This window comes from Yersinia aldovae ATCC 35236, assembly GCF_000173735.1.
In the GTDB taxonomy this organism is placed as follows: Bacteria; Pseudomonadota; Gammaproteobacteria; order Enterobacterales; family Enterobacteriaceae; genus Yersinia; species Yersinia aldovae.
The window spans coordinates 30714-56339 of sequence record NZ_ACCB01000016.1 but is presented as its reverse complement, the minus strand read 5'-3'; the positions used below and the strand labels follow the sequence as shown (position 1 = coordinate 56339).

Genomic DNA, 25626 nt, shown 5'->3' with positions numbered 1-25626 from the left:
TTCCTCCTAACCGGCGGTCAAGAAGGCGGTACCGGCGGCACCGAGACTTCCCTACGCTGGCATAATCCAGATCAGGTCATACGGGTAATATCTCAGCCATATCACAATTTGCGACAGGCACCCCGAGTCAGAACTGTTATTATCATGGGCTGGTGGTAGAAGATCAATGATGTATTGGTCGAGCCTATGATCAACCGGGAAGATATACAGCACATTGAGGGCATAGCCGAGGGATGAGTATCGAGATTCGTCAGTATCAGGAAAGTGACCGCCCGTATCTACGCACCTTGTACCTGGCTTCACGTCGAGCAGCGTTTAATTGGCTGGCTGGAGAACATTTTCGGTTGGAAGACTTTGATCGCGTCACGCTGGGGGAAAGCATTCTGGTGGCCATTGATGGCGACCAGCACTTGGGCTTTGCCTCTATTTTTATGGCGGAGAGTTTCTTACATAACCTGTTTGTTGAACCCACAGCACAGCATCATGGCACGGGTAAGGCATTATTACGGGCAGCACAAACCCTGTTTACCAGCCACGGCGCGTTAAAATGCCTGGAAAAAAATCAGCGGGCGTTGGGGTTTTATCAAAAACAGGGTTGGGTGGCGATTGCAACGGGAACCAGCAATGACGGTGACTATATATTAATGCATTGGCATAATGAAAAAGTTAAATAAGCCGAAAGGAGCCGCAGCTCCCTTCGGCTTAGCTATCATTCCCCACGTAATGCTTTCACATCATCTACTTTTACATTCAGTGTCGGTTGCCCGAACTGTTGCAGCAGATAATTGCTCAGGCTAACGATTTGCTCATCGGTTAACGTTTCGGCAAAACCGGGCATAAAGACCTCGCCGTCGTTGGTCTTACGTGAGACACCATGCAGAATCACATTGATCAGATTATTCGGTGTAGAAGCCCCCACCACTGAGTTTTTCATCAGCGACGGATAATAACCATCTTTCACACCATCACCGGTAAAGCTGTGGCAACTAGCACAGTTCCCCAGATATAAACGCGCCCCAGCGGTGCTGTTATCCGCGTTGAATGGCATACCACGCAAGGTATCCACGCTGGTAGCGGATTGGCCCCAATCGGAACGGCTCTTGGTTTCATCATCCAGATTCAACGGTTTCAATGTGCGCAGATACACCGCCATCGCATTGAGATCGCTATCAGTCAAATGGCGAGTGCTATTTTCAATCACTTCCGCCATCGGCCCGGCAGCTTGTGCTTTACCGTCAACATGGCCCGTGCGCAGGTACTGTACAATCTGCTGCTGACTCCAACTGCCAATTCCAGCATGGGGGTCTACGGTAATATTAAATGCTGTCCAGCCATCAATTTCAGTACCACCATAGGCCTTACTGTCTTTCATCCCCATCGTAATATTACGCGGAGTGTGGCATTCACCGCAGTGCCCCAGCGCCTCAACAAAGTAAGCCCCCTGATTCCATTGGGTATCTTTACTCTTATCCGGCTGGAAGCGCTCACCCTCAAAGTTCACCAAATTCCAGAACCACAGCCCCCAGCGCTGGTTGAAAGGGAACGGCATGTCATTTTCACGATTTGGCTGATGCACCGCTGGCAAACTGAACAGATAAGCTTTAATCGCTTTGACATCATTATCTGTCAGCAAGGTATAAGAGGTATAAGGGAATGCAGGATAGAGATTTTCACCGTTCTTACCTTTCCCTTCGTGCAGCGCACGTAAAAACTCCTCATCACTCCAACTGCCAATCCCGGTTTCTTTATCTGGTGTGATGTTGGGCGAATATAAGGTGCCCATCGGGGTTTTGAATGCCAATCCACCGGCAAACGGTTTACCCTCTTTGGTGGTATGACACGCCACACAATCGGCGGCTTTAGTCAGGTACTCACCCCGCGCAATCAGGTTATCATCCGCGTTGGCATAGCCACCGACCGCCACCCATCCCAATGCAATTACTAGTTGTTTTACAGTTCGGCCCAGGTTGTTCTTTTTCATATCACACCTCAGCCTTTAAGGTTTCTGCAATCCGCAGAGAAAGCGCGGCAATGGTCAGGGTGCAGTTTACCGAACCGACAGTCGGCATCACGCTGCTGCTGGCGATAAACAAATTTTTATGATCATGAGTGCGGCAATCACTGTCCACGACAGAATCTTTCGGGTCATCGCCCATGATTGTGGTGCCGGTAATATGGTTATTATTGGCGAAATTATTGTGGAATTGCACTTCAGTACCGCCCATCAGCCTTGCCGCCTCAGCGTAGACCTGCTGGGTGTGTACTGCACTTTTACGCACGTAATCATCCATCGCATAATAAAATTCAGGTTTTGGGATACCGATGGCATCTTTTTCGGTCGCACTGGGAATAATGCGATTTTCCACATGAGGTAAGATTTCGTGGAAACTGTCAAACTGCACAAACCGCGCGGCCCGATCTCGAATTTTCGCCTCAAGCTGTGGCCCCAGTTGTAAATCCCCCTGCTTGAGTAATTCAATTGCCATCTGGTCAGTACGTGACAAATTCGACAGATGAATCTTTTTCGCCGCATATTCGGCACGGAATGCCCCATCACGGAATCCTACCATTGAAGTCATTTCCTGCGGGCCACGCCCCGGCCACAGCGGTTCGTTTGCCATAAAGGTCACTCCGGTACCCGGATGATCCATCAGATTTCGCCCGACCATATCTGAGCTATTACCCACCCCTAACGGGTTTTTACCGCTGGTAGACATTAGCATCAGTTTCGGAATTTCAATGCCATTCGCGGCCAACACAAAGAACTTACCTTCGGCCCGATGCTCATTACCTTGCGCGTCTTTAAACAACGCAGCAGTAATCTGCTGCTGGTCGTTAACCTCCAGTTGATAAACCACCGCTTGCGGGCGGATAACAGCACCTGCAAGCTCGGCTTTCTCCACATGGGTAATACCGTTGTACATGGCACCAATGGGGCAAATAGGCATACAGTTATTGTTGCCACAGCAAGTTGGGCGACCATCATAAGGGCGGCTATTACGTGCAACCGGCTCTGTCACCACATTAAAACGGCTGCCGTTAAAACTGTTGCTGTTCAGTACGGTTTTAATGCGCTGTTCGTTCCACGATAGCGGCAACGGTGCCATCGGATAAGGCGCACTGCGCGGCGAACCCAAGTCTTCATCACTCGGCCCCCAAACACCTAACTCCTGCTCTGCACGTAAATACCACTTTTCCAGCGCCGCATACTCAATCGGCCAGTCTCGCCCAACGCCATACACGGTTTTCAGTTTGAAATCGTTAGGCAGAAAACGCCAGGCCGATGCCGCCCAGTGCCATGTTGTACCGCCCACAGCCCGGATATATTGCACATCGTAGGGATGTTCACCCTTTTGAATCAGATAGTTATTATTAGGGTTAGATTCCGGATGCGGTGCATAGGGTGTGGAGGGGTACGGTGCCATATTGTCTGATTTATCTGGCTGGTTACGGAAGTTTTCCACAATTTCCCAGCGAGAGAGACGCGGCCCCGCCTCTAAAACCAGTACTGATTTACCCGCCATTGCCAATTGATGTGCCACCAAACCACCAGCAACACCGGAACCAATGATAATAATGTCTGCTGTTAATGTGTCAGCCATGTAAGTACTCTCCAGATTTATAAGGCGACGTCAGGCTTTGCAGCCCAGTATCCAGGCTTATTCGGGCAATAAGAGCGAATAACCAATACATCGGATACCGCATCAAACATCAGCGCATTCTCATAACTGATAACCGCAGCATCAGTTCCTTCACCAATTACACCGATATACCAACCTTGTAAAATTTGCCGGGCGATCTGCTGCTGGAGTAGCGGCCATTGATGGGGTTCCCCTGCTGGCAAGGGCTGGAGTGAGGCCAGTTTCTGATCGAAACCGCCAATCTTACCGATTAAAACCTGATAGATACGCTGACCAATATGGCCGTTGAGCTGGCGTTTACCGGTCAAGGCACGGATACCAACATAAATCTTTCCAGATTCTGCGGTGAGTTTTGGCTTGATGCTGCAAAAGCATCGAGAGAGAGTGGGCTCATCAGGCTGCTGACCAGCCCGACACCGACATACCCTAGCAGGCGACGACGTGAAATACCGCGTACCTGAGGTATCGGAGGGAGGTTTACCGACATATTTTTTCTCCACAAAACAGCACGCTCGCAGTATTCATCCATTGCACTAATCAGCACGCCAGAGGCATGTTTTCAACAGATGCGGGTGACTACGGGCTAAACTACCAAGCGACTTATGCGACAGTAGTGGCAATCTTGACTAATGATGAATGGATTTCCCGCCTTATGGCGATGTAAATTATTGTGGCCGATATGTTAAACATTTAGTTTAGATGTAAAGATTCGTCAAGATTATACATCCCTGACTGTAGGGGTAAAGCAGAATGTGAGCTGAGTCACATTTTGTAACCATCACGGCTCACTCTAAGTCTTCATCTTGCTCGAGAACGACGTCTATCCGATTAAGGACATATGCTGCCTGATGCCAAACCTGTTCATATGTGATTGACTTATAATTCTGCAAAAATTCGGCTAACAACGCTTTGGTTTGTTGCAGTTTTTCATTATCGGCGGGCTGGTCCTTATGTTGTTCAAAAAAGGTTTCCAATGCTTCGATTTTTTGCAGAAAAGCATTTAATTCGTCTGTCCACTCGCTGGAATGTAATTTGTGGCCAATTTTTGACAATAACCAAGGGATATAGTAACGGCTAAGGTTGACCTTCCACACCGTATTATCGGTTGATGACCAGGTTGTACCCAGTACCCCAGAATACGCACCTTTATCATCAATAACTCCGCTTAATTTGCAAACTTCCTTTTCAGCATCCAATAAGTACCCCAATGCCAAACTACTGATAAATACCGCATCATGTGGCGTTCTTTCCTGGAAGTTCACCCCTTGGCCAATATATTCACCGAGTTCTGGCCCCGTCAACACGCCACGAAAATTATTAGAGGGAGCTTTGTCATTGACATAAAAATGCAATATTTTATTTTCATGCCCATTAACCAGATAATGATATTCCCAGTCGGGCATAAAATACCACCGTTTCGTGTACATATTATATGCAACACCATTATCACAACGATATTCAAGACTGTCATCACTGTAGTTACTACGATGATAGGTGAAACTGATGGGTGAAGGTTTATCAGAACCGTCATTCAATAAAGAGAGACATGATGATTCAATTAATGCCTTACCATCACTTAGTTTATTATAAGCCATCAAGGACTTAGTCTCGGCATTATAATAAACATGCCTGCCATTCTTTTGATCACCCAAATAAATATAAGCATCATCAAGTTCATACAAATGATGAGCAATCACATCACGCTGATCATTACCATTAATTGATTCTAACGTTTCTTTATATTGAAGAAATGGTCTAACCGCATGTTCATTCCACAACTTAACCACAGAGCTATCAAACCAAATTGTATTTTCATTAACTGATACAGGTTGCTGATCATGCTGATGTATTCTACCTGGCAAGCCATTAACGGGGCTAACATGTAAACTCACATAGAAACCCGCTTGATCTAACGATAGCGCAGTACCCGTTCCATTATTAATTAATACTGTTTTTCCGTCTACAGTATCCAGAAACCAGGTTTGACCTGAATTATTGAAATCACAATAGGTAAACGCCACGTTAGCATTTAAATTACCGCTTCGCCGCTGTGTGGGCATAAGACAATATAGATTACGTTCAAAACCCAGCCCGAAAAAGGCCGTCATTATCTGCCCTGCGTAGCTGTAAAAAATGTATGAACTTTCACCATCAACACCAATAGGTTGGCTCTGTTTTACCAAAAATATACTGTTACCACTGTTAGCATAATAATTATAGCTAAAGTAATTTTCAGAGAAGATTGTCGAATTAAAATTGAAGGCGATTCTTTTATTACTCGGATATAGGTTTTTTGGCAATACTCGGTAAGAGCTTATATCTCCCATCAATCCATAATTAGCTAAAACATGAGAATTTGCATCACTATAAAGTGAAGCAGAGTTCCCAGAAAATGAATAATCACTAAAAACATCAACCCGGAAATTAGAAGGGATTTTAATTGATGCAATGTTATTATTCCACTGACTGAATAACCACTCGTCTTCAGTATAATAAGGTACGCAAAATTTCTTACCGTCTCCTTTCTCTGTATAATTATCATTAGAATAAAAACAAACATTATCTTCAGTAGGTAAACTTGCCACTATAGATGGCGACGTGAAAATAAAAACACAAACTACAATTAAAATATTATGATTAGCATCCATATTTCACCTATTTAAATATAAACAATCAAGAAAAAGTGGTTATTTATATTCACACAAGGCAAAACCATTTAAAAGTGTATTCACATGGAAGAGTATTTATTTTTAAGTTACAAATAAATATAAAATAGAACAATAAGTTTAATTACACTAAACATACAAAAAAGCCTCCGGAAATGAACGGAGGCTTATATCTATCAGGAATAATATCTTACTAACTACTTAAGATAATAACTATTCCCACTCAATGGTTGCCGGTGGTTTACCACTGATATCGTAAACGACGCGTGAGATACCATTTACTTCATTAATGATACGGTTCGAAACGCGGCCCAGGAAGTCATATGGCAAATGTGCCCAATGTGCTGTCATGAAATCAATGGTTTCAACCGCACGCAAAGAGACAACCCAGTCATATTTACGACCATCGCCCATCACGCCGACGGAACGAACTGGCAAGAATACAGTAAAGGCCTGACTCACTTTATTGTACAGATCAGCTTTATGCAGCTCTTCAATAAAAATGGCATCAGCGCGGCGCAGCAAATCGCAATACTCTTTCTTCACTTCACCGAGAACACGAACCCCTAAGCCGGGGCCTGGGAATGGGTGGCGATATAGCATGTCGTACGGCAGCCCTAATTCCAGGCCAATTTTACGTACTTCGTCTTTGAACAGCTCTTTCAGCGGCTCTACCAGCCCCAGTTTCATCTCTTTCGGCAAGCCGCCCACATTGTGGTGAGATTTAATCACATGGGCTTTACCGGTAGCAGAAGCGGCTGATTCAATCACGTCAGGGTAGATGGTGCCTTGTGCCAACCATTTCACCAGATCTTGCTTGCAAGCTTCTTCATCAAACAGCTCAACAAACACGCGACCAATAATTTTACGTTTCGCTTCGGGTTCATCAACACCCGCCAGTGCTGAGAGGAAGCGATCCTCTGCTGCAACATGGACAATGTTCAGGCCAAATTTATCACCAAACATTTCCAATACCTGATCCGCTTCGTTCAGACGCAGCAAACCATTATCCACAAACACACACGTCAGGCGTTTGCCAATAGCACGATGCAACAACATTGCGGTGACGGATGAATCAACACCACCGGACAAACCAAGAATCACATGGTCTTCACCAATTTGCTCACGCAAACGTACGATAGCATCTTCAATGATGGTGGCCGGAGTCCACAGTGCGTCGCAGCCACAGATATCCAGAACAAAGCGCTCAAGCAGACGTTGGCCTTGCTTGGTGTGCGTCACTTCAGGGTGGAACTGCACACCATAAAAATGCTTATCTTCGTTAGCCATAATAGCAAACGGGCAAGTATCAGTGCTGGCTATAGTCGCAAAATCAGATGGGATCGCCGTGACTTTATCACCGTGGCTCATCCACACATCCAACATGGCTTCACCGGCTGGATTAATAGCGTCTTTGATATCACGGATAAGCGCGCAGTCAGTTTTAATTTCAACCTGCGCATAACCAAACTCACGCTGATTTGAACCTTCAACTTTTCCGCCCAGTTGTATCGCCATAGTCTGCATACCATAACATATGCCAAATACAGGAACGCCCGCTGTAAACACATAGTCCGGTGCACGAGGGCTACCATGTTCGGTGGTACTTTCAGGGCTGCCGGAGAGGATGATACCGCTTGGATTAAACTCACGAATCTGGGCTTCGGTCACGTCCCACGCCCACAGTTCACAATAGACACCAATTTCACGGACACGGCGTGCCACTAATTGGGTGTATTGCGAGCCGAAATCAAGGATAAGAATGCGATGTTTATGGATATTTTTTGTCATGTGCGGCGTATTCCACAGAGAGATAATAAAATTAAATAGTTACCATAATTATTCATAAATCATTCCAGTCGGCGAAGCCAAGAAGTTGGTTAACGACCGCAGCACCGCATACGCAGTTGACACCAAGTCAATGAGCAATGCGAGCAGCGGACGATGACCACATTCGCTGGTTTAAGCCTCTGGAATTAACCCATGCGGTAGTTTGGTGACTCTTTAGTGATGGTCACATCATGAACATGGCTTTCTTGAATACCTGCACCGCTAATCCGAACAAACTCAGCTTTAGTACGCAATTCATTGATGGTGCCGCAACCGGTAAGCCCCATGCATGAACGCAAGCCACCCATTTGCTGATGCACAATCTCTTTCAACAAACCTTTATATGCCACACGCCCTTCAATACCTTCCGGTACCAGTTTATCGGCAGCATTATCGGTCTGGAAGTAGCGGTCTGAAGAACCTTTGGACATCGCGCCCAGTGACCCCATTCCACGATAAGATTTGAAAGAGCGGCCTTGATACAGTTCAATTTCACCCGGAGACTCTTCAGTACCGGCCAGCATGGAACCGACCATCACACAGCTTGCGCCCGCCGCAATGGCTTTGGCGATATCACCAGAGAAACGAATACCACCATCAGCAATCACCGGGATACCGGTGCCTTCCAGCGCTTCGACCGCATCAGCAATCGCCGTAATCTGTGGCACACCCACGCCAGTCACAATACGAGTGGTACAGATTGAACCTGGGCCGATACCCACTTTAACCGCACTCACACCAGCATCAGCTAAGGCTTTGGCACCCGCACCGGTCGCGACATTGCCGCCAACGATTTGTAGATCAGGATATTTGCTGCGGGTTTCGCGAATACGTTGCAGCACACCTTCTGAGTGACCATGAGAGGAGTCGATCAGTAAAACATCAACGCCAGCGGCAACCAGCGCGTCGATACGCTCTTCATTGCCCGCACCGGCACCCACAGCAGCACCAACACGTAAACGGCCATGTTCGTCTTTACAGGCGTTGGGCTTGCGCTCTGCTTTTTGGAAGTCTTTTACTGTAATCATGCCGCGCAGATGGAAGCTATCATCAACAACCAGCACTTTCTCGACACGTTTTTCATGCATTTTTTGCAGTACAACTTCGCGGGCTTCGCCTTCTTTGACCGTCACCAAACGCTCTTTCGGTGTCATCACCGCAGTCACGGGTTGGTCCAAATCAGTGACAAAGCGAACGTCACGGCCAGTAATGATGCCAACCAGTTCGTAATCTTCGGTCACGACCGGATAACCGGCGAAACCGTTACGAACGGTCAGTTCTTTAACCTGACGGAGGGTGGTCGTCGGTGTCACAGTCTGCGGCTCGGTCACAACGCCACTTTCGTGTTTTTTCACGCGGCTGACTTCTTCAGCCTGGCGCTCAATGGACATATTTTTATGGATGAAACCCAAACCGCCCTCTTGCGCCAGCGCGATGGCCAGACGAGCTTCGGTAACGGTATCCATAGCGGCGGACAGCATAGGAATATTCAGGCGGATAGTTGCAGTCAATTGAGTACCCAGTTCGGCCGTATTAGGCAAAACTGTGGAGTGGGCTGGAACCAGAAGAACGTCGTCAAATGTTAGAGCTTCTTTCTTGATACGTAGCATGGGCAATATCTCACCAAGGTGAATGTGAAAAGATAAAATATTGCCGTGGCATTCTACAGAGCGTAATCGGTTGCCTCCAGTACTTTCTCATAATTTTTCTTGCCAACCGGTTTGAGGCAGGTAATATCGATCAATTAAGTGCTTGTTTTAAAATTTGATCCAGGTCACATGTCACAATCTTCCGCGTCAACAATATTTACCGTCAGCCGCCTGAATCAGACGGTGCGGCAACTGCTGGAAATGGAAATGGGCCAGATTTGGCTCACGGCCGAGATATCCAATTTCTCCCAGCCGTCGTCTGGTCACTGGTATTTCACCCTGAAAGATGACCGAGCGCAGGTGCGTTGTGCAATGTTTCGCAACACCAATCGCCGCACCACATTCCGCCCGCAAAATGGTCAGCAAGTATTGGTCAGAGCATCGATAACCTTGTATGAACCGCGCGGTGATTATCAGCTAATTGCTGAAAGTATGCAGCCTGCCGGTGATGGACTGCTTCAACAGCAATTTGATCAACTTAAGCAGCAACTGGCAACAGAGGGCCTGTTTGATCAGCGCCATAAACAACTGCTGCCTAGCCCCGCCCGGCAAGTTGGGGTCATCACTTCGGCCAGCGGTGCGGCACTGCATGATGTTTTGCAGGTTTTACAGCGCCGCGATCCATCACTTCCCGTTATTATTTATCCAACAGCGGTGCAAGGTGCTGATGCGCCGATGCAGATAATCCGAGCTATTCAATTGGCCAACCAACGTGCTGAATGCGATGTCTTGATAGTCGGGCGTGGCGGGGGTTCACTGGAAGATTTGTGGAGTTTTAACGACGAGCGGGTTGCCCGCGCTATTTTTAACAGCCGGATTCCCATTGTCAGCGCTGTCGGCCATGAAACCGATGTCACTATCGCCGATTTTGTCGCCGATTTACGTGCTCCCACCCCCTCTGCCGCCGCCGAGTTAGTCAGCCGCAATCAGATTGAATTGGTCAGGAAAATTCAGGGGCAGCAGCAACGGATGGAAATGGCGATGGATTACTATCTGGCACAACGCAGCCAGCAGTTCACCCGTCTGGAACACCGTTTACAGCAGCAACACCCGCATTTGCGGCTGGCACGCCAGCAGACGTTATTACTGAAATTGCAACGCCGCCTGGAAGACAGCGCGCAGAACCAAATCCGCCAGTTAAGCCGGCGCACTGAGCGGCTCCAACAGCGCCTTGCGCAAGTACAACCGCAGGGGCAGATTCACCGTTATAGCCAACAGGTGCAGCAGCAGGAATACCGTTTGCGCCAAGCTTTCGAGCGCCAGCTTAATGGCTATCGCCAACGCTTTGGTATCGCCTGTTCACAACTGGAAGCCGTCAGCCCATTGGCAACGCTGGCGCGTGGCTATAGTGTTACGCAGACTCCAGCAGGAGTGGTGCTGAAAACCACCAAACAAGTGCAGACAGGTGACAAACTGACCACCAGATTGCAAGACGGATGGGTGGAAAGTGAAATTACACAAATCGATGTGGCCAAAAAATCACGTCAACGCAAAGCGGCAAAACAGTAATGCCGCCCGCACCATTAGCAACGGCTCAAACCGTAGGCAGGTAACTGAAGCGAACGCGGCTTTTCGAAATTAATCCGTGGCCGTTCTGGCAGAAATAATCAATTGCGCCGCACGCCTTTAATACCTGCAACGGCCTGGCGCAATCAGGGCAGTTCGCCTGTGGTAGATAGTTGCCATGACAGCCAGAGCAATGAAAGTGACCGCTTACTTCTGTCATCACTTTTTGGCAAACCGGACATAATGCATCCATATCTCACTCCTTAAAGAACTACATCACCCCAAGCGAACGTAACCCGTATATTCCCAGCGCAGTGGTAAAAAATGAACCCACAGTGGTGATGGCAATGATATTGGCCGCCAATGTCGCATTACCGCCCATCGCTCTGGTCATAACATAACTACCTGCCGCCGTTGGTGTGGCAGAAAACAGAAATATAATTCCTAATGTTACGCCACGAAAGCCCATCAACACGCCTCCTGCGGTCATCAATATTGGTACTACGAATAATTTTGCTGCCGAAGATAACGCCGCCACATTGGAAGATCGGAACATCGCGTGCCAGTCAAGGCTGGCACCAGTACACAACAGCGCCAGCGGCAATGCCAATGCGGAAATATAGCTGCCAGTATGCACGATGACCGCTGGGAGCGGTAATGCTGTCTGTGCATAAAATAAGCCGCACAGTAACCCGATAATCAACGGGTTGGTCACAATGCTACGCAGCAATGCCAACTTGCTTATTTTGCCCCCCAGCCCTGCGTGTAAGCTGCGGGTCAAGGTGATAACTGACAGCATATTAAATAAAATCACCGTGACCGTCAGATACATCGAGCCGAGAGCTACCCCTTCGGCACCGTATGCGGTCATGGCAAATGCCAGCCCCATGATAGCAGTATTGGCTCTAAAACCGCCCTGCACGAATACACCGCGCTCTTTCGGGTCTTTTACCAACCACTTGGCAGCAATCTCAAGCAAGAGGAATGTCAGCAACGTGCCAACAGCACCATAGATAGCCAGCGGCAGGTTATCCAACAGGCTAACATGGTTGGTGGCAACACTGAAAAATAGCAAACAAGGGAGTGCCAGGTTGAAAACCAGACGGGTGGCACCATCGCAGAAACGGTCATCCATCAAGCCAAAACGACGCAATAATACGCCGAGCAACATCATCAACAAATTAGGCACCGTGACACTAAATGCGAAATTCCAGGTTTCCCAAGACATGGCTGACCGTCAACTCCTTCTGCTTTTGGCAATTGGCTCCGTAGAGCAAATCCCTAAAGTCATGCGCCAGAAATGAAAAAAGCGCGGGATGCCCGCGCTCTGCTGCTATTACTTACCTTTTTTCAGGTGCGACATCAACCGTTTACGTTTACGCATCTGGTTCGGCGTTAACGGATTACGCTTACCGGCAAACGGGTTCTCGCCCTCTTTAAACTGAATGCGAATAGGTGTACCCATTACTTTCAGTGAACGGCGGAAATAATTCATCAGATAACGTTTATACGAATCGGATAAGTCAGTCACCTGATTACCGTGGATAACAACAATTGGTGGGTTATAACCACCGGCATGAGCATATTTCAGCTTCACACGACGGCCACGTACTAAAGGAGGCTGATGGTCTTCTTCCGCCATTTGCATAATACGAGTCAGCATCGAGGTGCCCACTCGTTTGGTGGAACAGTCATAAGCTTCCTGAATGGATTCAAACAGGTTACCGACACCGCTGCCATGCAAGGCTGAAATGAAGTGGATACGGGCAAAATCAACAAAGCCAAGACGCAGGTCCAGCATATCTTTAACCTGCGCACGGGCCTCCTCTGTCATGCCATCCCACTTGTTGACAGCAATAACAAGTGAGCGCCCACTATTAAGAATAAAGCCTAATAGTGATAAATCTTGATCCGAAATACCATCACGGGCATCAATAACCAGCAGCACGACATTGGAATCTTCAATCGCCTGCAATGTTTTGATAACAGAGAATTTCTCAACCGTTTCAGTGATTTTGCCACGTTTACGCACCCCGGCAGTATCAATCAGGATATATTCGCGTTCATCGCGGGTCATCGGGATATAAATACTGTCACGGGTGGTACCCGGCATGTCATACACCACAACCCGATCCTCACCCAGGATACGGTTTGTTAGTGTGGACTTACCTACGTTAGGACGCCCAACAATCGCCAGTTTGATTGGCAAAGTCCGTGGGTCAAAGTCATCTTCTTCATCTTCTGGAATTTCGTCGCTGTCAGCTTCCTGTTCCGCCCAGTAAGCCGCATTAGCTTCTTCTTCTGTCAACTCAACTTCAGGCTCTTCGGCATCCATATACGGTGCCATGACATCTTCGATCAACTGAGTCACGCCACGGCCATGAGAAGCGGCGATGGCATGGACGTCACCCAAACCTAATGAATAGAAATCGGCGGTTGCAGTATCTGGATCAATACCATCGGTTTTGTTGGCGACCAGAAAAGTGGCCTTCTCGCGGCTACGCAAATGCTGGGCAATACCCTGATCCGCAGGCATTAATCCGGCACGGGCATCCACCATAAACAACACGATATCAGCCTCTTCAATCGCCAATAACGATTGACCCGCCATTTTGGTTTCTACGCCATCTTCTGTGCCATCAATACCTCCGGTATCGATAACAATAAACTCATGACCCTCGACCTCGGCACGACCATATTTACGGTCACGCGTTAGCCCGGGAAAGTCCGCAACTAACGCATCTCGGGTATGCGTTAAACGGTTAAATAAAGTGGATTTCCCCACATTCGGGCGCCCGACCAGCGCGATGACAGGTATCATTGTTGAAGCCTCATTACTTAATTTTCAAATCATTACAGCGCTGTAGCAAACCTTCAACAGCGCAGTTTTTAGAAGACAAACGGCCCCTGAATCTCAGGAGCCGCTTAAAACCTGTTGTTTTTGAACGTCGCAGCGGCGCTCATTCCACCAAATCACTGACTGGCGTCAGCTCATCGGAATTAATGAACCTTAATGAGGCTCACCCTGCGGGCAGGCATAAATGCGACTCAAACCAGTCACCGACCAATTTGTCATTTATTTGCGGCCCAGCTGCAACGCCAATAACGTTAGGTATAGGCCTGTTGAACAGGCTTTAAATCAAGATTAACGGGTGAACGCGTATACCGTGCCGCCTTTCGCCTGAACCAACAGCTTATCGCTGGCAACCACTGGCGCACTCAGGAAGCCGGAGCTGTCCACACTTTGTTGAGACACAAAGCGGCCATCATCGGTGTTCACCCAGTGCAGATAACCTTCGGCATCACCTACGACCAGATAACCATTATACATCACAGGAGCGGTCAAGTTACGATGCAATAAATCGCTTTGACTCCAAAGAGTTATCCCGCCATCAGCTTTCAACGCAACGATGCGATCATTTTGATCGACCAGATAAATGGTGCCACCATCAACAATGATGTCATTCACTGAACCCATTTCGCGCTTCCAAACAATCTGGCCGGAACGCAGATCCAGTGCCGTCAGGTTGCCGTTATAAGCCAGCGCATAAACCACACCATCTACAACGACAGGAGTAGTATCAACGTCGTTCAGACGGTCAATTTCAGTGGTCCCGGTCACCGGTGAAATACGTTGCTGCCAGATTAACTGACCTTGCTCCATCATCACCGCACTGACGCGGCCATTATCGCCACCGACAATTGCTGCACCAAATGCCACTGCTGGCGCGGATTCACCACGCAGAGATAATGCAGGCGTATCGAGGTTTAAGGTCCACTTGATCGCGCCGTCTGATTCATTCAGTGCTTGCAGCATCCCGTTCGACGTATGGATCAATACCACACCATCACTGACCACCGGACGAGACAAGGCTTCGCCAGCAACCACCGTCTGCCACGCCACTTGCCCATCGTCAGAGTTCAGCGCATAAACGACCGCTTTCTCGCTGCCGACATATACATGTGCGCCAGAAGCCGTTACACCACCGGACAACATGGCTGAACGATTACTGGAGAGGAAATTAGTTTTCTCAGACAGATCGGTTTGCCAAATTTGCTTACCGGTGTCGGCTTCCATCGCTTTCACCAAACCTTTACGATCTGCGGCAAAAACAGTGGTTCCCTGCCAGGCGGGGCGCAGATGAGAGTAATAATCACCGATACCACCACCAACAGAAGTACTCCACACTTTGGTTGGTGTGAACTGATTTTCAACTTTAGGCAGTGGTGACATCGTCACTACATCTTCTTCACTGTTAAACAGTGAACAGCCGCTCAATAGGGCAACAGAAACCAGTCCTACTAAGAGTGTTTTACGCAATTGCATGGGAATACCCCTTAGCTGGACAAGTTATTCAATTTCATGCGCAATAGTGCTTGCAGCGCCTGAGAAGCATTGGATTCGACGCCTTTGCTGTAAGCGGCGCGAGCACCTGCGATGTCGCCTTTGCTTAACAACGCATCGCCACGAACATCTTGCGCCATCGCAGTCCAGCCATCACCTTGTACTGCATCCAGCGTTTTTAACGCTTGGTCGGGTTTCTTCAATTGCAGTTGCACACGCGCAAGACGCAAATTGATCAATGACAGCAGATTTTCATCTTTTGTCTGGCCCAGCGCCTGACTGAGTTGCTGTGTGGCTTTATCAAACTCGCCTTGTTCAACAAAATGGTGGGCCAGTTCTAACCCGGCAAGGACGCCGTAGTTATTTTTATTGCCCTGAACAAACTTTTCAGCAATAGCAACACCATCAGCACTGTTGGCTAACAAGGCATTACTGGCTTGCTGATAGGCAGAGGAGGCTTCGGTCATAGCAGTGTTTTGATGACTCTGCCAGTAACGCCAACCCACTAATGCACCAATCCCGAGCACCACACCCACGGCCAGCGCTTTACCATTCTCACTAAAGAAACGGCGCACTGCATCAACCTGGTCATTTTCAGTGGTATAGACTTCCACGGTGTCTCTCTCCTTAACCCAACATCAAAGCCAGACGCACAGCAACATCCGCTTGCGCCAGCGTTTCTTGTTCACCACTCCGCAAATCTTTTACGACCACTTGCTTTGCTGCGATTTCGTTTTCGCCGAGTATGAGTGCCACGCGCGCGCCCCACTTATCAGCACGAGTAATTTGCTTTTTGAAATTACCGCCACCGTAGTTAGTCATTAACTTTAGGTTAGGTAAATCATCTCGTACACGCTCAGCAAGCTGCATTGCAGCACTTTGCGCCCCCTCACCCGATGAGATGAGATACACATCAATTATTGCGGGTACTTTGAACTCTGGATTGACGGCCTGCACCAACAGAACCAGACGTTCAAGCCCCATAGCAAAACCAACAGCCGGTGTTGCACGACCACCCAGTTGTTCAACCAGGCCATCATAACGCCCACCGGCACAGACTGTACCTTGTGCGCCCAAACTGTTGGTCACCCACTCAAATACGGTGCGGTTGTAATAATCCAAGCCACGAACTAAACGCTCATTTACGGTATATGGGATACTGGCCTGGTCTAAAAGTTCACACAAGCCCGCAAAATGTTGTTTTGACTCTTCATCCAGGTAATCAGATAGCTTAGGTGCATCGTTAAGCAACAACTGTACATCTGGATTTTTGGAATCGAGCACACGTAACGGGTTGCTGTACATGCGGCGCTTACAGTCCTCGTCCAACTTATCAACATGTTGTTCCAGGAATGTCACTAGCGCTTCACGGTAATCTGCACGCGCATCCAATGATCCAATGGAGTTCAATTCGAGCTGTACATGCTCGGTTATTCCTAAAGCACGCCACCAACGGGCGGTCAGAAGAATCAATTCTGCATCAATATCCGGGCCTTGTAGACCAAAAACTTCCGCACCTAACTGGTGGAATTGACGATAACGCCCCTTTTGTGGGCGCTCATAACGAAACATTGGGCCGATGTACCAAAGACGCTGTTCCTGATTGTACAGCAGACCATGTTCGATACCCGCGCGTACGCACCCTGCGGTGCCTTCCGGACGCAGTGTCAGACTTTCGCCGTTGCGATCGTCAAAGGTATACATCTCTTTTTCAACCACATCGGTGACTTCTCCGATGGCGCGCTTGAATAACGGGGTCTGCTCTACAATCGGCATACGGATTTCGCTGTAACCGTAGCCTGCCAGCACTTGCTTTAAGCTGCCTTCAATACGCTGCCATAGTGCCGTATCGGCTGGCAGGTAGTCGTTCATACCACGGATGGCTTGAATGTTCTTTGCCACGTCTGTTCTCTATAGTTTTATACCCTACTTAACTTGACGTTGTAGCGATGTTCGCCGCAACATCAAAGGCATTGGGCATAATGCAAAAAATAATACCGATTATAGAGGCTTGCTGCCCACATATTCAATGGGGACAATCTGTTATCTCTACTGGCGCAATATAAAGCGGGCCATGCCCGCTTGTGCCGTTCTGGTTGACAACACGCTTGCCGACGATAGTCGGGCCGATAACAACATGACTTATAATATTATTAATAACAATATTACTGGTGAAGCTTATTTATCATCCAATAGATTGATAACAATTCGGTTATTGGCATCAAGCATTGATGCTTTGGCCCGAATTTTAGCTTCTAACTGGTCAATCATATTTTTGTTATCAAAGCGTTCTTTTTGACGAATGCCATCTTCATAGAAACCACTTTGGTTACGGGCACCGGTCACACCGATGGTTGACACCAATGCCTCACCCGGACCATTAACCACACAACCGATGATAGAAACATCCATAGGTGTAATCAGATCTTCTAGCCGCTGCTCTAAAGCATTCACAGTACCAATAACATCAAATTCTTGGCGAGAGCAGGTTGGGCAAGCGATAAAGTTAATCCCTCTGGCACGGATACGCAAAGATTTCAAAATATCAAAACCTACTTTCACTTCTTCTACCGGATCAGCGGCCAGTGAAATTCGTAACGTGTCGCCAATACCTTCAGACAGCAACAAACCTAACCCAATAGCAGATTTAACTGAACCACTGCGCGCGCCACCCGCTTCGGTGATCCCCAAATGCAAAGGATTATTGATTTGTTTGGCTAATAAACGGTAGGAGTTTACTGCCAGGAAAACATCGGAGGCTTTAACACTGATTTTAAACTGATCAAAATTGAGGCGATCAAGAATATCGACATGACGCATCGCGGATTCAAGCAGGGCTTCCGGTGTAGGTTCACCGTACTTCTCCTGAATATCTTTTTCCAGCGATCCACCATTGATACCAATACGGATAGGAATATTATGATCACGCGCACTGGCAACCACTTCCCGAATACGGGCTTCGTTACCAATGTTACCGGGATTGATTCGCAGACAATCAACTCCGTATTCAGCCACTTTCAGGGCAATACGATAGTCAAAATGAATATCGGCAACCAACGGTACTGTGACATCTTGATGCTGCTTAATTAATTTAAATGCCTCAGCCGCCTCCATCGTGGGTACTGAAACCCTGACGATATCCACACCAACGCGTTGCAATGCCACGATTTGGGCAACGGTTGCAGCAACATCCGTGGTTTTGGTATTGGTCATCGATTGCACCGTAATTGGCGCACCATCACCAACGGGCACTTTACCGACGTAGATCCGAGTCGATTTACGCCGAATAATTGGGGATTCATTATGCATTACACACTCTCCTTTACAGTCGTGTAGTTTTTACATGGTTGTTTAACAAAACCACCATTCTACTCTACACCGACAGTCAGGCGGGCTACGCGATTAGCCTTAATAAACTTAGTTAAATCTACTGGATTACCCTGATACGTAATAGTCAACGCACCTGGTGCTCCGATGGTCAGCTTATAAGGGGATTTACCAGACAGATTTAGAGTCGCGCCCCCTTTTTGGATACCACTAAACAGTGTTTTTCCAGTTGCATCAACAACCTGTAACCAACAATCAGCTGTGAAATTCATAACCAATGAACCCACAGACGACGCAACACCATTCACCCCTGCATCTGCGGTAGGCAGTGGTGATTGTGTGGTCGCGACATCAGGCAAAGGAGCCTGATTCGGGGAGACAACAGCTGGCGCTGCCACTGTCGCTCCCTGAGGTGCTGTTGTTGCGGCAGTAGCGGTATTCGTCGCTGGAGCCGCAGATACTGTGCTGTTGGTAGCAGATGCAGTATCAGTAGTTGTTGGTGTCGGCGCTGACAGGCTGTTATTCGCAGCCGGAGCCGAAGCATCCGGTGCGATAGCGTCGCTGTTGTCATCAGACAGCGGCACAGGTTGCCCGCCATTTTGCGACAATTGAGCAGAAGACTGATCGGCCATCGTGGCTATTTCAGCTTGCTGTGCCTGATGATTTTGCCACCACCAAGCGCCGGTCAGACCTAGCACAACCAACACGATAAGCCAGGTGAAAGTCATCAACCAGCCATCACGTTTTTTGTGTTTTTTACCCAATGAGAAACTCTGCATCGGGGCAACCTTAGCCGCTCTGACTGGAGCCTGTTTTGCCAGTATAGGTAATAGTTCATCTTCAGGAAGATGGACCAATTTGGCGTAAGAACGAATGTAACCACGGTGGAATGTTGAGGCGAGATTAGCTTGCGCTTTATCCTCCTCAAGATCGCGGATTGTGGATACCTTCAGACACAGACGTTCTGCAACCGTCTGCTGAGTTAACCCGAGTGCTTCACGGGCTTGACGCAGGCGCACACCTGTCGTCTCTGGAACAGTTTGATCTTGGGAGGCTTCAGTATTCATTAGCTAGAAAGTGCTGGTACTGTTTGGATTGTGGAAAACTTCGCGCAAGCTGCTTGCCATAGCGTTGTACACTATCTTGACGGCCTGCTAGCGCGGCGAAACGAATTTGTAGCCATAAACTTTCAGCACTGGCTGGAAGCGTATGTTGGTAGACATCCAGTAATAACTGCGCTTGAGCGCGATTCCCTTCTCCAAAATGCCTTTGAGCTTCTGCAAGCAGCGGCTCATCTTTATCCGGATCATACTTTAAAGCCCGACTCAGCAACACACGCGCCTGCTCATTTTGGTTAGCCCGTAAAAAGCAATAACCTGCATTTTCCAGACTATCCGCTACCTGACCGTAATCAGGTAACAATGCCGCCGCGCTAAACTGTTGTTGGGCCGGTACATACTGCCCTAAACTACACAGAAACGCACCGTAATTATTCAGTACCGTGCCATTTCCCGGGGCCAGTTTCATCGCCTGCTGATAACGCTGTTCTGCGGCGCTGTTTTCGCCAATACGCTGTTCGTAAAAAGCCATGCCCAATTGAGCGCGATAATCCTGTGGATTCGCCGCTACAGCCTTCTCAAGATTCTGCCGCGCGGCATTAAGATCACCTTGCGCCAAATACTCCAAACCCAGTTGTAAACGCGTCTGCCCTGCCGCGGGTTGATTGGCTTTTTCCGATGAAGAACCGGAGCAACCAGCCAATACTGTCGCTATCAGGCACACTTTCCACATTCTTGTCAGCTTCATGCTTTCTCAATTGTCCTTAGGTGTGAAGATACCCGTCATCTTTCAAACCACAAGTGTACTGGCAATTCTTGCGACTTAGCCCATCCCTGAACCTTGTATGTGCGAGGCCGCTGCCAGCAGCATTCCTGTAACTCAAATTATTTAGGGTATAATCTTTTCAGTATTAGACACCTTGCAAATTATAAGTTAAATAACAATTAGTTATATGCAAGCATGAATCTTACGAATCAGACTGTTTTAATGGCAATAGGTTCACCTGCCATTTTCTTTTTCAGGGTACGCTTAGTACGATCGATAACTTCACCGGCTAACTGGCCGCAGGCGGCGTCGATATCGTCACCACGCGTTTTACGCACAATAGTTGTAAAACCGTACTCCATTAATACCTTAGAAAAACGATCCACCCGGCTGTTTGAACTACGGCCATAAGGTGCGCCTGGGAACGGGTTCCAGGGAATCAAGTTTATCTTGCACGGCGTGTCTTTCAAGCACGCCGCCAACTGATGGGCTTGCTCGGTGCTGTCATTGATGTGATCCAGCATAACGTATTCAACCGTAACCCGCCCACCATTAGCTTTAGATTTCGCCAAATAGCGACGCACCGCAGCCAGGAAGGTTTCAATATTGTATTTACGGTTGATTGGCACAATGTCATCACGAATATCATCGGTCGGGGCATGTAGCGAGATAGCCAAGGCGACGTCAATCATATCACCCAACTTATCCAACGCAGGTACCACACCGGAAGTCGATAAGGTTACGCGGCGTTTGGATAAGCCGAAACCAAAATCATCCATCATGATATCCATAGCTGGAACCACGTTATTCAGGTTCAGCAATGGCTCTCCCATCCCCATCATCACTACGTTAGTGATTGGGCGGATACCAGTGGCTTTTACTGCGCCAATAATTTTAGCCGCACGCCATACCTGACCGATGATTTCCGATACCCGCAGGTTACGGTTAAAGCCCTGTTGTGCCGTGGAGCAGAATTTACACTCCAGTGCACAGCCTACCTGAGATGACACACACAGCGTTGCACGGTCACCTTCTGGGATATACACCGTTTCGACTTGCTGATCGCCAACCTTAATTGCCCATTTGATGGTGCCATCTGTCGAGCGTTGCTCTTCTGCCACTTCTGGCGCACGAATTTCTGCAACACGCTGCAATTTGGTACGCAGCCCTTTATTGATATCGGTCATTTGCTCAAAATCATCAAAGCAATAGTGATACATCCACTTCATGACCTGATCTGCCCGAAAAGGTTTCTCGCCCATTTCAGCGAAAAACTCGCGCATTTGTTGGCGATTGAGATCGAGCAGATTAATTTTGCTGCTAGCAGGAGCGGCGGTCTGAACCGCATTGTCAGACAGAGATGCAGCATCAACAGGTATTGATGCTGCTAAGAGTTGTTCGGACATGAGTTGTCGTGGCCTCGTTGTTACACTTTACGGCGCTGCGCTTTAAACCGAGTATGGCTTTCGAAACGGCGATGAATAAATAATAGAACGCCCCGGCAGATATCTCCAGCGGGGCGCGGCATTGTACAAATTTTAAAGCATGGATTCCATGATTGGAAAGGTGCGCTGACAACTTTATTATTTCAGTTGATTAAATAACCACCACTCATACACAGAATCAATCAATTAGCGCGGACAAATTTCACTCTCGGTAAAGAAATAAGCAATTTCACGCAGGGCTGATTCAACCGCATCAGAACCGTGTACCGCGTTGGCGGTGAAACTTTCAGAGAAATCGGCACGCAAAGTACCCGCCAGAGCGTTATCCGGGTTGGTAGCCCCCATGATATCACGGTGGCGCTGTACGGCATTTTCACCTTCCAGAACCTGAACCATGATCGGGCCGGAAGTCATAAATTCAACCAGACCATCGAAGAATGGGCGGCCTTTATGTTCAGCGTAAAAACCTTCAGCTTGTTCTTTAGTCAGTTTCAACATCTTTGCCGCAATGATTTTGAAACCAGCACTTTCAAAACGAGCATAAATAGCGCCAATGTTATTTTTGGCAACAGCATTGGGTTTGATAATGGAGAAAGTACGTTCTAAAGCCATGATAACCTCGATTGGATTTCTAATATTTACCGGACTCGGAACCTGCACTGCGCTGTGTCATTAATAAAACAGAGGCAATATTAATAAGCACATAGACTTGGCTGGCAAACGGTTCCTTTACTCTATAATTGTGCCGACCCGGTACAGTGGCCGCAGATTATATGTGCGCTGCTAGCGCTTGCATACGGGAATCACAACATTTCATTAAAAATTATTTATCTTTATTCCTCATTTTTATGCACAACTCACACTTTGCATAAAAATCAGTTTGCCATACTCTGTGCCCCATACCCGAAAATTCAATTCAAAAGTTATTAATATCAAAGTTCATCGATAAACTGAAAGCCCACTTTCTTTTTTACAATTGCTGACGGCTGGCTGATAACATCCGATACCAGTGCGCGCTTTCCTTTCTTAGCCAAATAGTCGGCGAGTACCCTGATAGCCGCAGTACCGGCCCCTCTAATCACTCCGTTATCTGAAGGGTTAAGGACATAGGAAGGGCTGGTCAACGAACCGGCAATGCCCACATCAACATCGTTAATATCTACCGCCATTGCGATGCTGATGACCTCACCGGATAAACGCACGATCACATAGATATAGTCATCGCGCGATGTTCTTAACCAACTTTGCGCCACATCACTGACCATAGCAGCAGCAGAAATAATCGCATCCATGCCCTGATACAGATTTGGAGTGTTGGTGCTTCCTATCTTCTCAACAACCTTTAAAGACCTTGCAGCCTGATGGTACCGTTGCCGCCACTCTTCTATCACTGGAGTAACATTTTGCCGAGCAGCCAATGTATCTTCTGTCGCGCCACTGATCACCTCGACATCAAAACGCAATTCAGGTTGTTCAATCCACTCACCATTAAGCTGTCTTCTGGGTACCGTCTCGACAAAATGAAAATTTTGTAGCGCCAGTTCATAGCGCCCCTGAGGTAGTGACTGCACAACTTGCGGCGGCTGGGTTTCAGATCCCACATCATTATGGCGTAAATAACCCGCATAGCTGAGTTGTGAAAAATCAAATGCCGTTTTTATCAGTGCGGCATTATCAATATTTTCGGTAACGTAGGTTCGAACATTCTCAATTAAACGTGCATCTGTAATAGTATCGGATGCGGTATAACCGGTATCTCCAGAACTGATAATGCGCGCAATAACGCGGCCAAAGTTTTCAGCATTCCAAGTACTGTCACTATCACCAAATAACAGCGTAAAATCAGTCAGAATATTTAGCGTCCAATCGATGCAAGGCGGAATAAGGTCACGGCGAGAGCGCAGATGTGGAAGTACCTCATATTTCATCGAGACGTTGCAGGCCAGTGCCGTTGCCGCTAGCGTTAATGACTTACCGTTCATATTAGAATTAATATGAGTCAATGTGCCTGTTGGGTCCGTCGCAAAATCTACGAGGAGTATTTCAGAAGGAAAGGTGTCATTATTTTCTATTCTGGGCAGAGGTTCCGACGTACCGGATATTTGCAATATTTTATCGCTACTAGTGCTGAAAAACTCACTGGCATCAGTTATAAAACGGTCAGCCTGATTACACTTTCCCTGGATAATATAGTTATAAATATTAAGCAGCGGGACTAACCAACAGGCCGCGACTCCTGCAACACCGCGTTCGGCTCTATTCTGTTTTTTCTCAACGGTCATAACAAGCTTATTTATTATAAGCGGTTTAAACGTGTTTGCATTATTAACAAAGAACCTAACATTGGTATTATCAACATCAAATAAATAGCTAAAAATCGGATAAACATTGACTGACACTCCATCACTGGACTCAATAATTTGAACTTCAAAATAGCCGCCATTGAATCTCGATAACATGGATAACCTACCGACCTGATTGTTTATTTTAAATATGGCGCTATTGTTACTTTCTTGATTAAGAAAAAACACTTCACCTCCTTTTACTTTAAAAACCCACCACCGGCTATATCTATAGTGTAATCATCTTCGCTTGTTATATTAAAGCTAATCAATACTTGCTTATAACCTATTCTTTTATCAGCCCAATGACTACCAAAGGCATATTGTATAGGAATAATCATGCTGTTTTTGATAACACAGTGTTGGTCACAGAGAAAGTGCTCATACTGAGAGACTCTAATACTACTAATGGCATTATTCATATCTATATTTTCTAAATCTGATGCAGTGTAATTATCTGTCAGAACAAAGTAATCACCACTATAACTGTCATTTCTATAGATAATAGCCTGAGTGTCTGGTGGTATAATGATTGAATTTATTCTATCATTAAGAGGATTCATGATATGGCTTCTATTCGGGCGAGTTTCGCTATATAGGTCAATCCGTTCATTGCCAGAGATACAAATAGAATCACCGATAAAACTATCCTGTTCATAAAAGCAGGCAGCACTCCTTACTTTAAAGGAACTAATTGCATTATTTAAATTTGTCCATCGACGGGATGAGTATAAGTCAATATTCTCTTTGAATGTTAAAGACCGCCCTGAAAAATTTATATCTTTAAATGCCGTAACCACCATGCCATGAGGGACGGTAATAGATGATATTTTATCATTCCATTCATGTTTAAGGTCACTGACCGCCTGACCCTGAGTAGCACAAATAGACTCCCCTTGGAAACCTTCATCAGCATAAAAACAAACTTTAGGGGATTGGGCAAAAATATGGGAAGTTAAGAGAACTGAAGATATCATTACAAAGTAAATGTGATTAATCATATTATCCTCCAGTTATGAATAGCAATGTGCCATATCAACACTGGAGATAA

General features: G+C 47.2%; 18 protein-coding genes, 2 pseudogenes and 1 riboswitch. Of the genes and pseudogenes, 2 read left to right on the top strand and 18 right to left on the bottom strand.

Features of this window, described 5'->3' with window-relative positions:
• Window positions 1–31: 31 nt before the first annotated feature.
• A riboswitch (TPP riboswitch) is annotated at window positions 32–135 on the bottom strand.
• A 98-nt stretch (window positions 136–233) separates the two neighbouring features.
• Window positions 234–674: a GNAT family N-acetyltransferase gene (locus YALDO0001_RS09600; protein WP_004702486.1), complete on the top strand. Its 441-nt coding sequence runs from the start codon at window positions 234–236 to the stop codon at window positions 672–674.
• A gap of 35 nt (window positions 675–709) precedes the next feature.
• Here YALDO0001_RS09600 and YALDO0001_RS09595 read toward each other — a convergent pair whose 3' ends face one another.
• The 6 genes and pseudogenes from YALDO0001_RS09595 to guaB form a co-directional block, all read right to left on the bottom strand.
• Window positions 710–1981, bottom strand: coding sequence for a cytochrome c (locus YALDO0001_RS09595; protein ID WP_042839657.1), 1272 nt, complete (start codon window positions 1979–1981; stop codon window positions 710–712).
• A gap of 1 nt (window position 1982) precedes the next feature.
• The gene (locus tag YALDO0001_RS09590; protein WP_004702484.1) at window positions 1983–3602 is read right to left on the bottom strand and encodes a GMC family oxidoreductase; all 1620 of its coding nucleotides are present in this window, start codon (window positions 3600–3602) and stop codon (window positions 1983–1985) included.
• Window positions 3603–3619: 17 nt separating this feature from the next.
• Window positions 3620–4128, bottom strand: a pseudogene (locus tag YALDO0001_RS22365) (sugar dehydrogenase complex small subunit).
• A 298-nt stretch (window positions 4129–4426) separates the two neighbouring features.
• Window positions 4427–6289 carry a hypothetical protein gene (locus YALDO0001_RS09580; RefSeq protein WP_042839656.1) on the bottom strand — a complete coding sequence of 621 codons (1863 nt, stop codon included), beginning with the start codon at window positions 6287–6289 and terminating at the stop codon, window positions 4427–4429.
• A gap of 231 nt (window positions 6290–6520) precedes the next feature.
• Entirely contained in the window at window positions 6521–8098 is a 1578-nt protein-coding gene (gene guaA / locus YALDO0001_RS09575) for a glutamine-hydrolyzing GMP synthase (RefSeq protein ID WP_004702478.1), read from the bottom strand.
• Window positions 8099–8283: 185 nt separating this feature from the next.
• A complete protein-coding gene (gene guaB, locus YALDO0001_RS09570; RefSeq protein WP_042548056.1) occupies window positions 8284–9747 on the bottom strand; it encodes an IMP dehydrogenase in 1464 nt (487 codons plus the stop codon).
• 168 nt (window positions 9748–9915) lie between these two features.
• On the opposite strand from guaB, the gene xseA reads away from it, so the two are divergent.
• Window positions 9916–11295: an exodeoxyribonuclease VII large subunit gene (xseA, locus tag YALDO0001_RS09565; RefSeq protein WP_004702475.1), complete on the top strand. Its 1380-nt coding sequence runs from the start codon at window positions 9916–9918 to the stop codon at window positions 11293–11295.
• 25 nt (window positions 11296–11320) lie between these two features.
• On the opposite strand, the gene YALDO0001_RS09560 is transcribed toward xseA, so the two are convergent.
• The 12 genes and pseudogenes from YALDO0001_RS09560 to YALDO0001_RS09505 form a co-directional block, all read right to left on the bottom strand.
• On the bottom strand, window positions 11321–11545 hold the full coding sequence (locus YALDO0001_RS09560) for a zinc ribbon domain-containing protein (RefSeq protein ID WP_004702474.1): 225 nt from the start codon (window positions 11543–11545) through the stop codon (window positions 11321–11323).
• 18 nt (window positions 11546–11563) lie between these two features.
• Entirely contained in the window at window positions 11564–12520 is a 957-nt protein-coding gene (locus tag YALDO0001_RS09555) for an AEC family transporter (RefSeq protein WP_004702471.1), read from the bottom strand.
• A 108-nt stretch (window positions 12521–12628) separates the two neighbouring features.
• Window positions 12629–14113, bottom strand: coding sequence for a ribosome biogenesis GTPase Der (gene der / locus YALDO0001_RS09550; protein ID WP_004702468.1), 1485 nt, complete (start codon window positions 14111–14113; stop codon window positions 12629–12631).
• 324 nt (window positions 14114–14437) lie between these two features.
• Entirely contained in the window at window positions 14438–15619 is a 1182-nt protein-coding gene (gene bamB, locus YALDO0001_RS09545; RefSeq protein WP_004702465.1) for an outer membrane protein assembly factor BamB, read from the bottom strand.
• Window positions 15620–15630: 11 nt separating this feature from the next.
• Complete coding sequence (locus YALDO0001_RS09540; protein ID WP_004702463.1) at window positions 15631–16251, bottom strand: YfgM family protein; 621 nt, start codon at window positions 16249–16251, stop codon at window positions 15631–15633.
• 13 nt (window positions 16252–16264) lie between these two features.
• Window positions 16265–17539, bottom strand: coding sequence for a histidine--tRNA ligase (gene hisS, locus YALDO0001_RS09535; protein ID WP_004702461.1), 1275 nt, complete (start codon window positions 17537–17539; stop codon window positions 16265–16267).
• A gap of 276 nt (window positions 17540–17815) precedes the next feature.
• Window positions 17816–18946 (bottom strand): flavodoxin-dependent (E)-4-hydroxy-3-methylbut-2-enyl-diphosphate synthase, encoded by a 1131-nt coding sequence (gene ispG / locus YALDO0001_RS09530; protein WP_042839655.1) that lies wholly within the window; start codon window positions 18944–18946, stop codon window positions 17816–17818.
• 59 nt (window positions 18947–19005) lie between these two features.
• Window positions 19006–20031, bottom strand: coding sequence for a cytoskeleton protein RodZ (gene rodZ, locus YALDO0001_RS09525; protein WP_042839654.1), 1026 nt, complete (start codon window positions 20029–20031; stop codon window positions 19006–19008).
• Window positions 20021–20770 (bottom strand): type IV pilus biogenesis/stability protein PilW, encoded by a 750-nt coding sequence (pilW, locus tag YALDO0001_RS09520; RefSeq protein WP_042839652.1) that lies wholly within the window; start codon window positions 20768–20770, stop codon window positions 20021–20023. Before pilW ends, rodZ begins: the two co-directional genes overlap by 11 nt.
• A gap of 227 nt (window positions 20771–20997) precedes the next feature.
• Window positions 20998–22194, bottom strand: coding sequence for a dual-specificity RNA methyltransferase RlmN (gene rlmN, locus YALDO0001_RS09515; protein ID WP_004702451.1), 1197 nt, complete (start codon window positions 22192–22194; stop codon window positions 20998–21000).
• Between the two features lie 225 nt (window positions 22195–22419).
• Window positions 22420–22845, bottom strand: a complete 426-nt coding sequence (ndk, locus tag YALDO0001_RS09510; RefSeq protein WP_004702449.1) for a nucleoside-diphosphate kinase — start codon at window positions 22843–22845, stop codon at window positions 22420–22422.
• A gap of 320 nt (window positions 22846–23165) precedes the next feature.
• Window positions 23166–25576: pseudogene (locus tag YALDO0001_RS09505) on the bottom strand (peptidase inhibitor family I36 protein).
• Window positions 25577–25626 lie beyond the last annotated feature (50 nt).

Bases quoted from the DNA above. Each gene is read 5' to 3' on its own strand.
- guaA (WP_004702478.1), bottom strand. From the start codon at position 8,098: ATGACAAAAAATATCCATAAACATCGCATTCTTATCCTTGATTTCGGC.
- YALDO0001_RS09555 (WP_004702471.1), bottom strand. From the start codon at position 12,520: ATGTCTTGGGAAACCTGGAATTTCGCATTTAGTGTCACGGTGCCTAAT.
- rlmN (WP_004702451.1), bottom strand. From the start codon at position 22,194: ATGTCCGAACAACTCTTAGCAGCATCAATACCTGTTGATGCTGCATCT.
- YALDO0001_RS09580 (WP_042839656.1), bottom strand. From the start codon at position 6,289: ATGGATGCTAATCATAATATTTTAATTGTAGTTTGTGTTTTTATTTTC.
- rodZ (WP_042839654.1), bottom strand. From the start codon at position 20,031: ATGAATACTGAAGCCTCCCAAGATCAAACTGTTCCAGAGACGACAGGT.
- der (WP_004702468.1), bottom strand. From the start codon at position 14,113: ATGATACCTGTCATCGCGCTGGTCGGGCGCCCGAATGTGGGGAAATCC.
- YALDO0001_RS09560 (WP_004702474.1), bottom strand. From the start codon at position 11,545: ATGGATGCATTATGTCCGGTTTGCCAAAAAGTGATGACAGAAGTAAGC.
- YALDO0001_RS09595 (WP_042839657.1), bottom strand. From the start codon at position 1,981: ATGAAAAAGAACAACCTGGGCCGAACTGTAAAACAACTAGTAATTGCA.
- xseA (WP_004702475.1), top strand. From the start codon at position 9,916: ATGTCACAATCTTCCGCGTCAACAATATTTACCGTCAGCCGCCTGAAT.
- ndk (WP_004702449.1), bottom strand. From the start codon at position 22,845: ATGGCTTTAGAACGTACTTTCTCCATTATCAAACCCAATGCTGTTGCC.
- bamB (WP_004702465.1), bottom strand. From the start codon at position 15,619: ATGCAATTGCGTAAAACACTCTTAGTAGGACTGGTTTCTGTTGCCCTA.
- ispG (WP_042839655.1), bottom strand. From the start codon at position 18,946: ATGCATAATGAATCCCCAATTATTCGGCGTAAATCGACTCGGATCTAC.
- pilW (WP_042839652.1), bottom strand. From the start codon at position 20,770: ATGAAGCTGACAAGAATGTGGAAAGTGTGCCTGATAGCGACAGTATTG.
- YALDO0001_RS09600 (WP_004702486.1), top strand. From the start codon at position 234: ATGAGTATCGAGATTCGTCAGTATCAGGAAAGTGACCGCCCGTATCTA.
- YALDO0001_RS09590 (WP_004702484.1), bottom strand. From the start codon at position 3,602: ATGGCTGACACATTAACAGCAGACATTATTATCATTGGTTCCGGTGTT.
- guaB (WP_042548056.1), bottom strand. From the start codon at position 9,747: ATGCTACGTATCAAGAAAGAAGCTCTAACATTTGACGACGTTCTTCTG.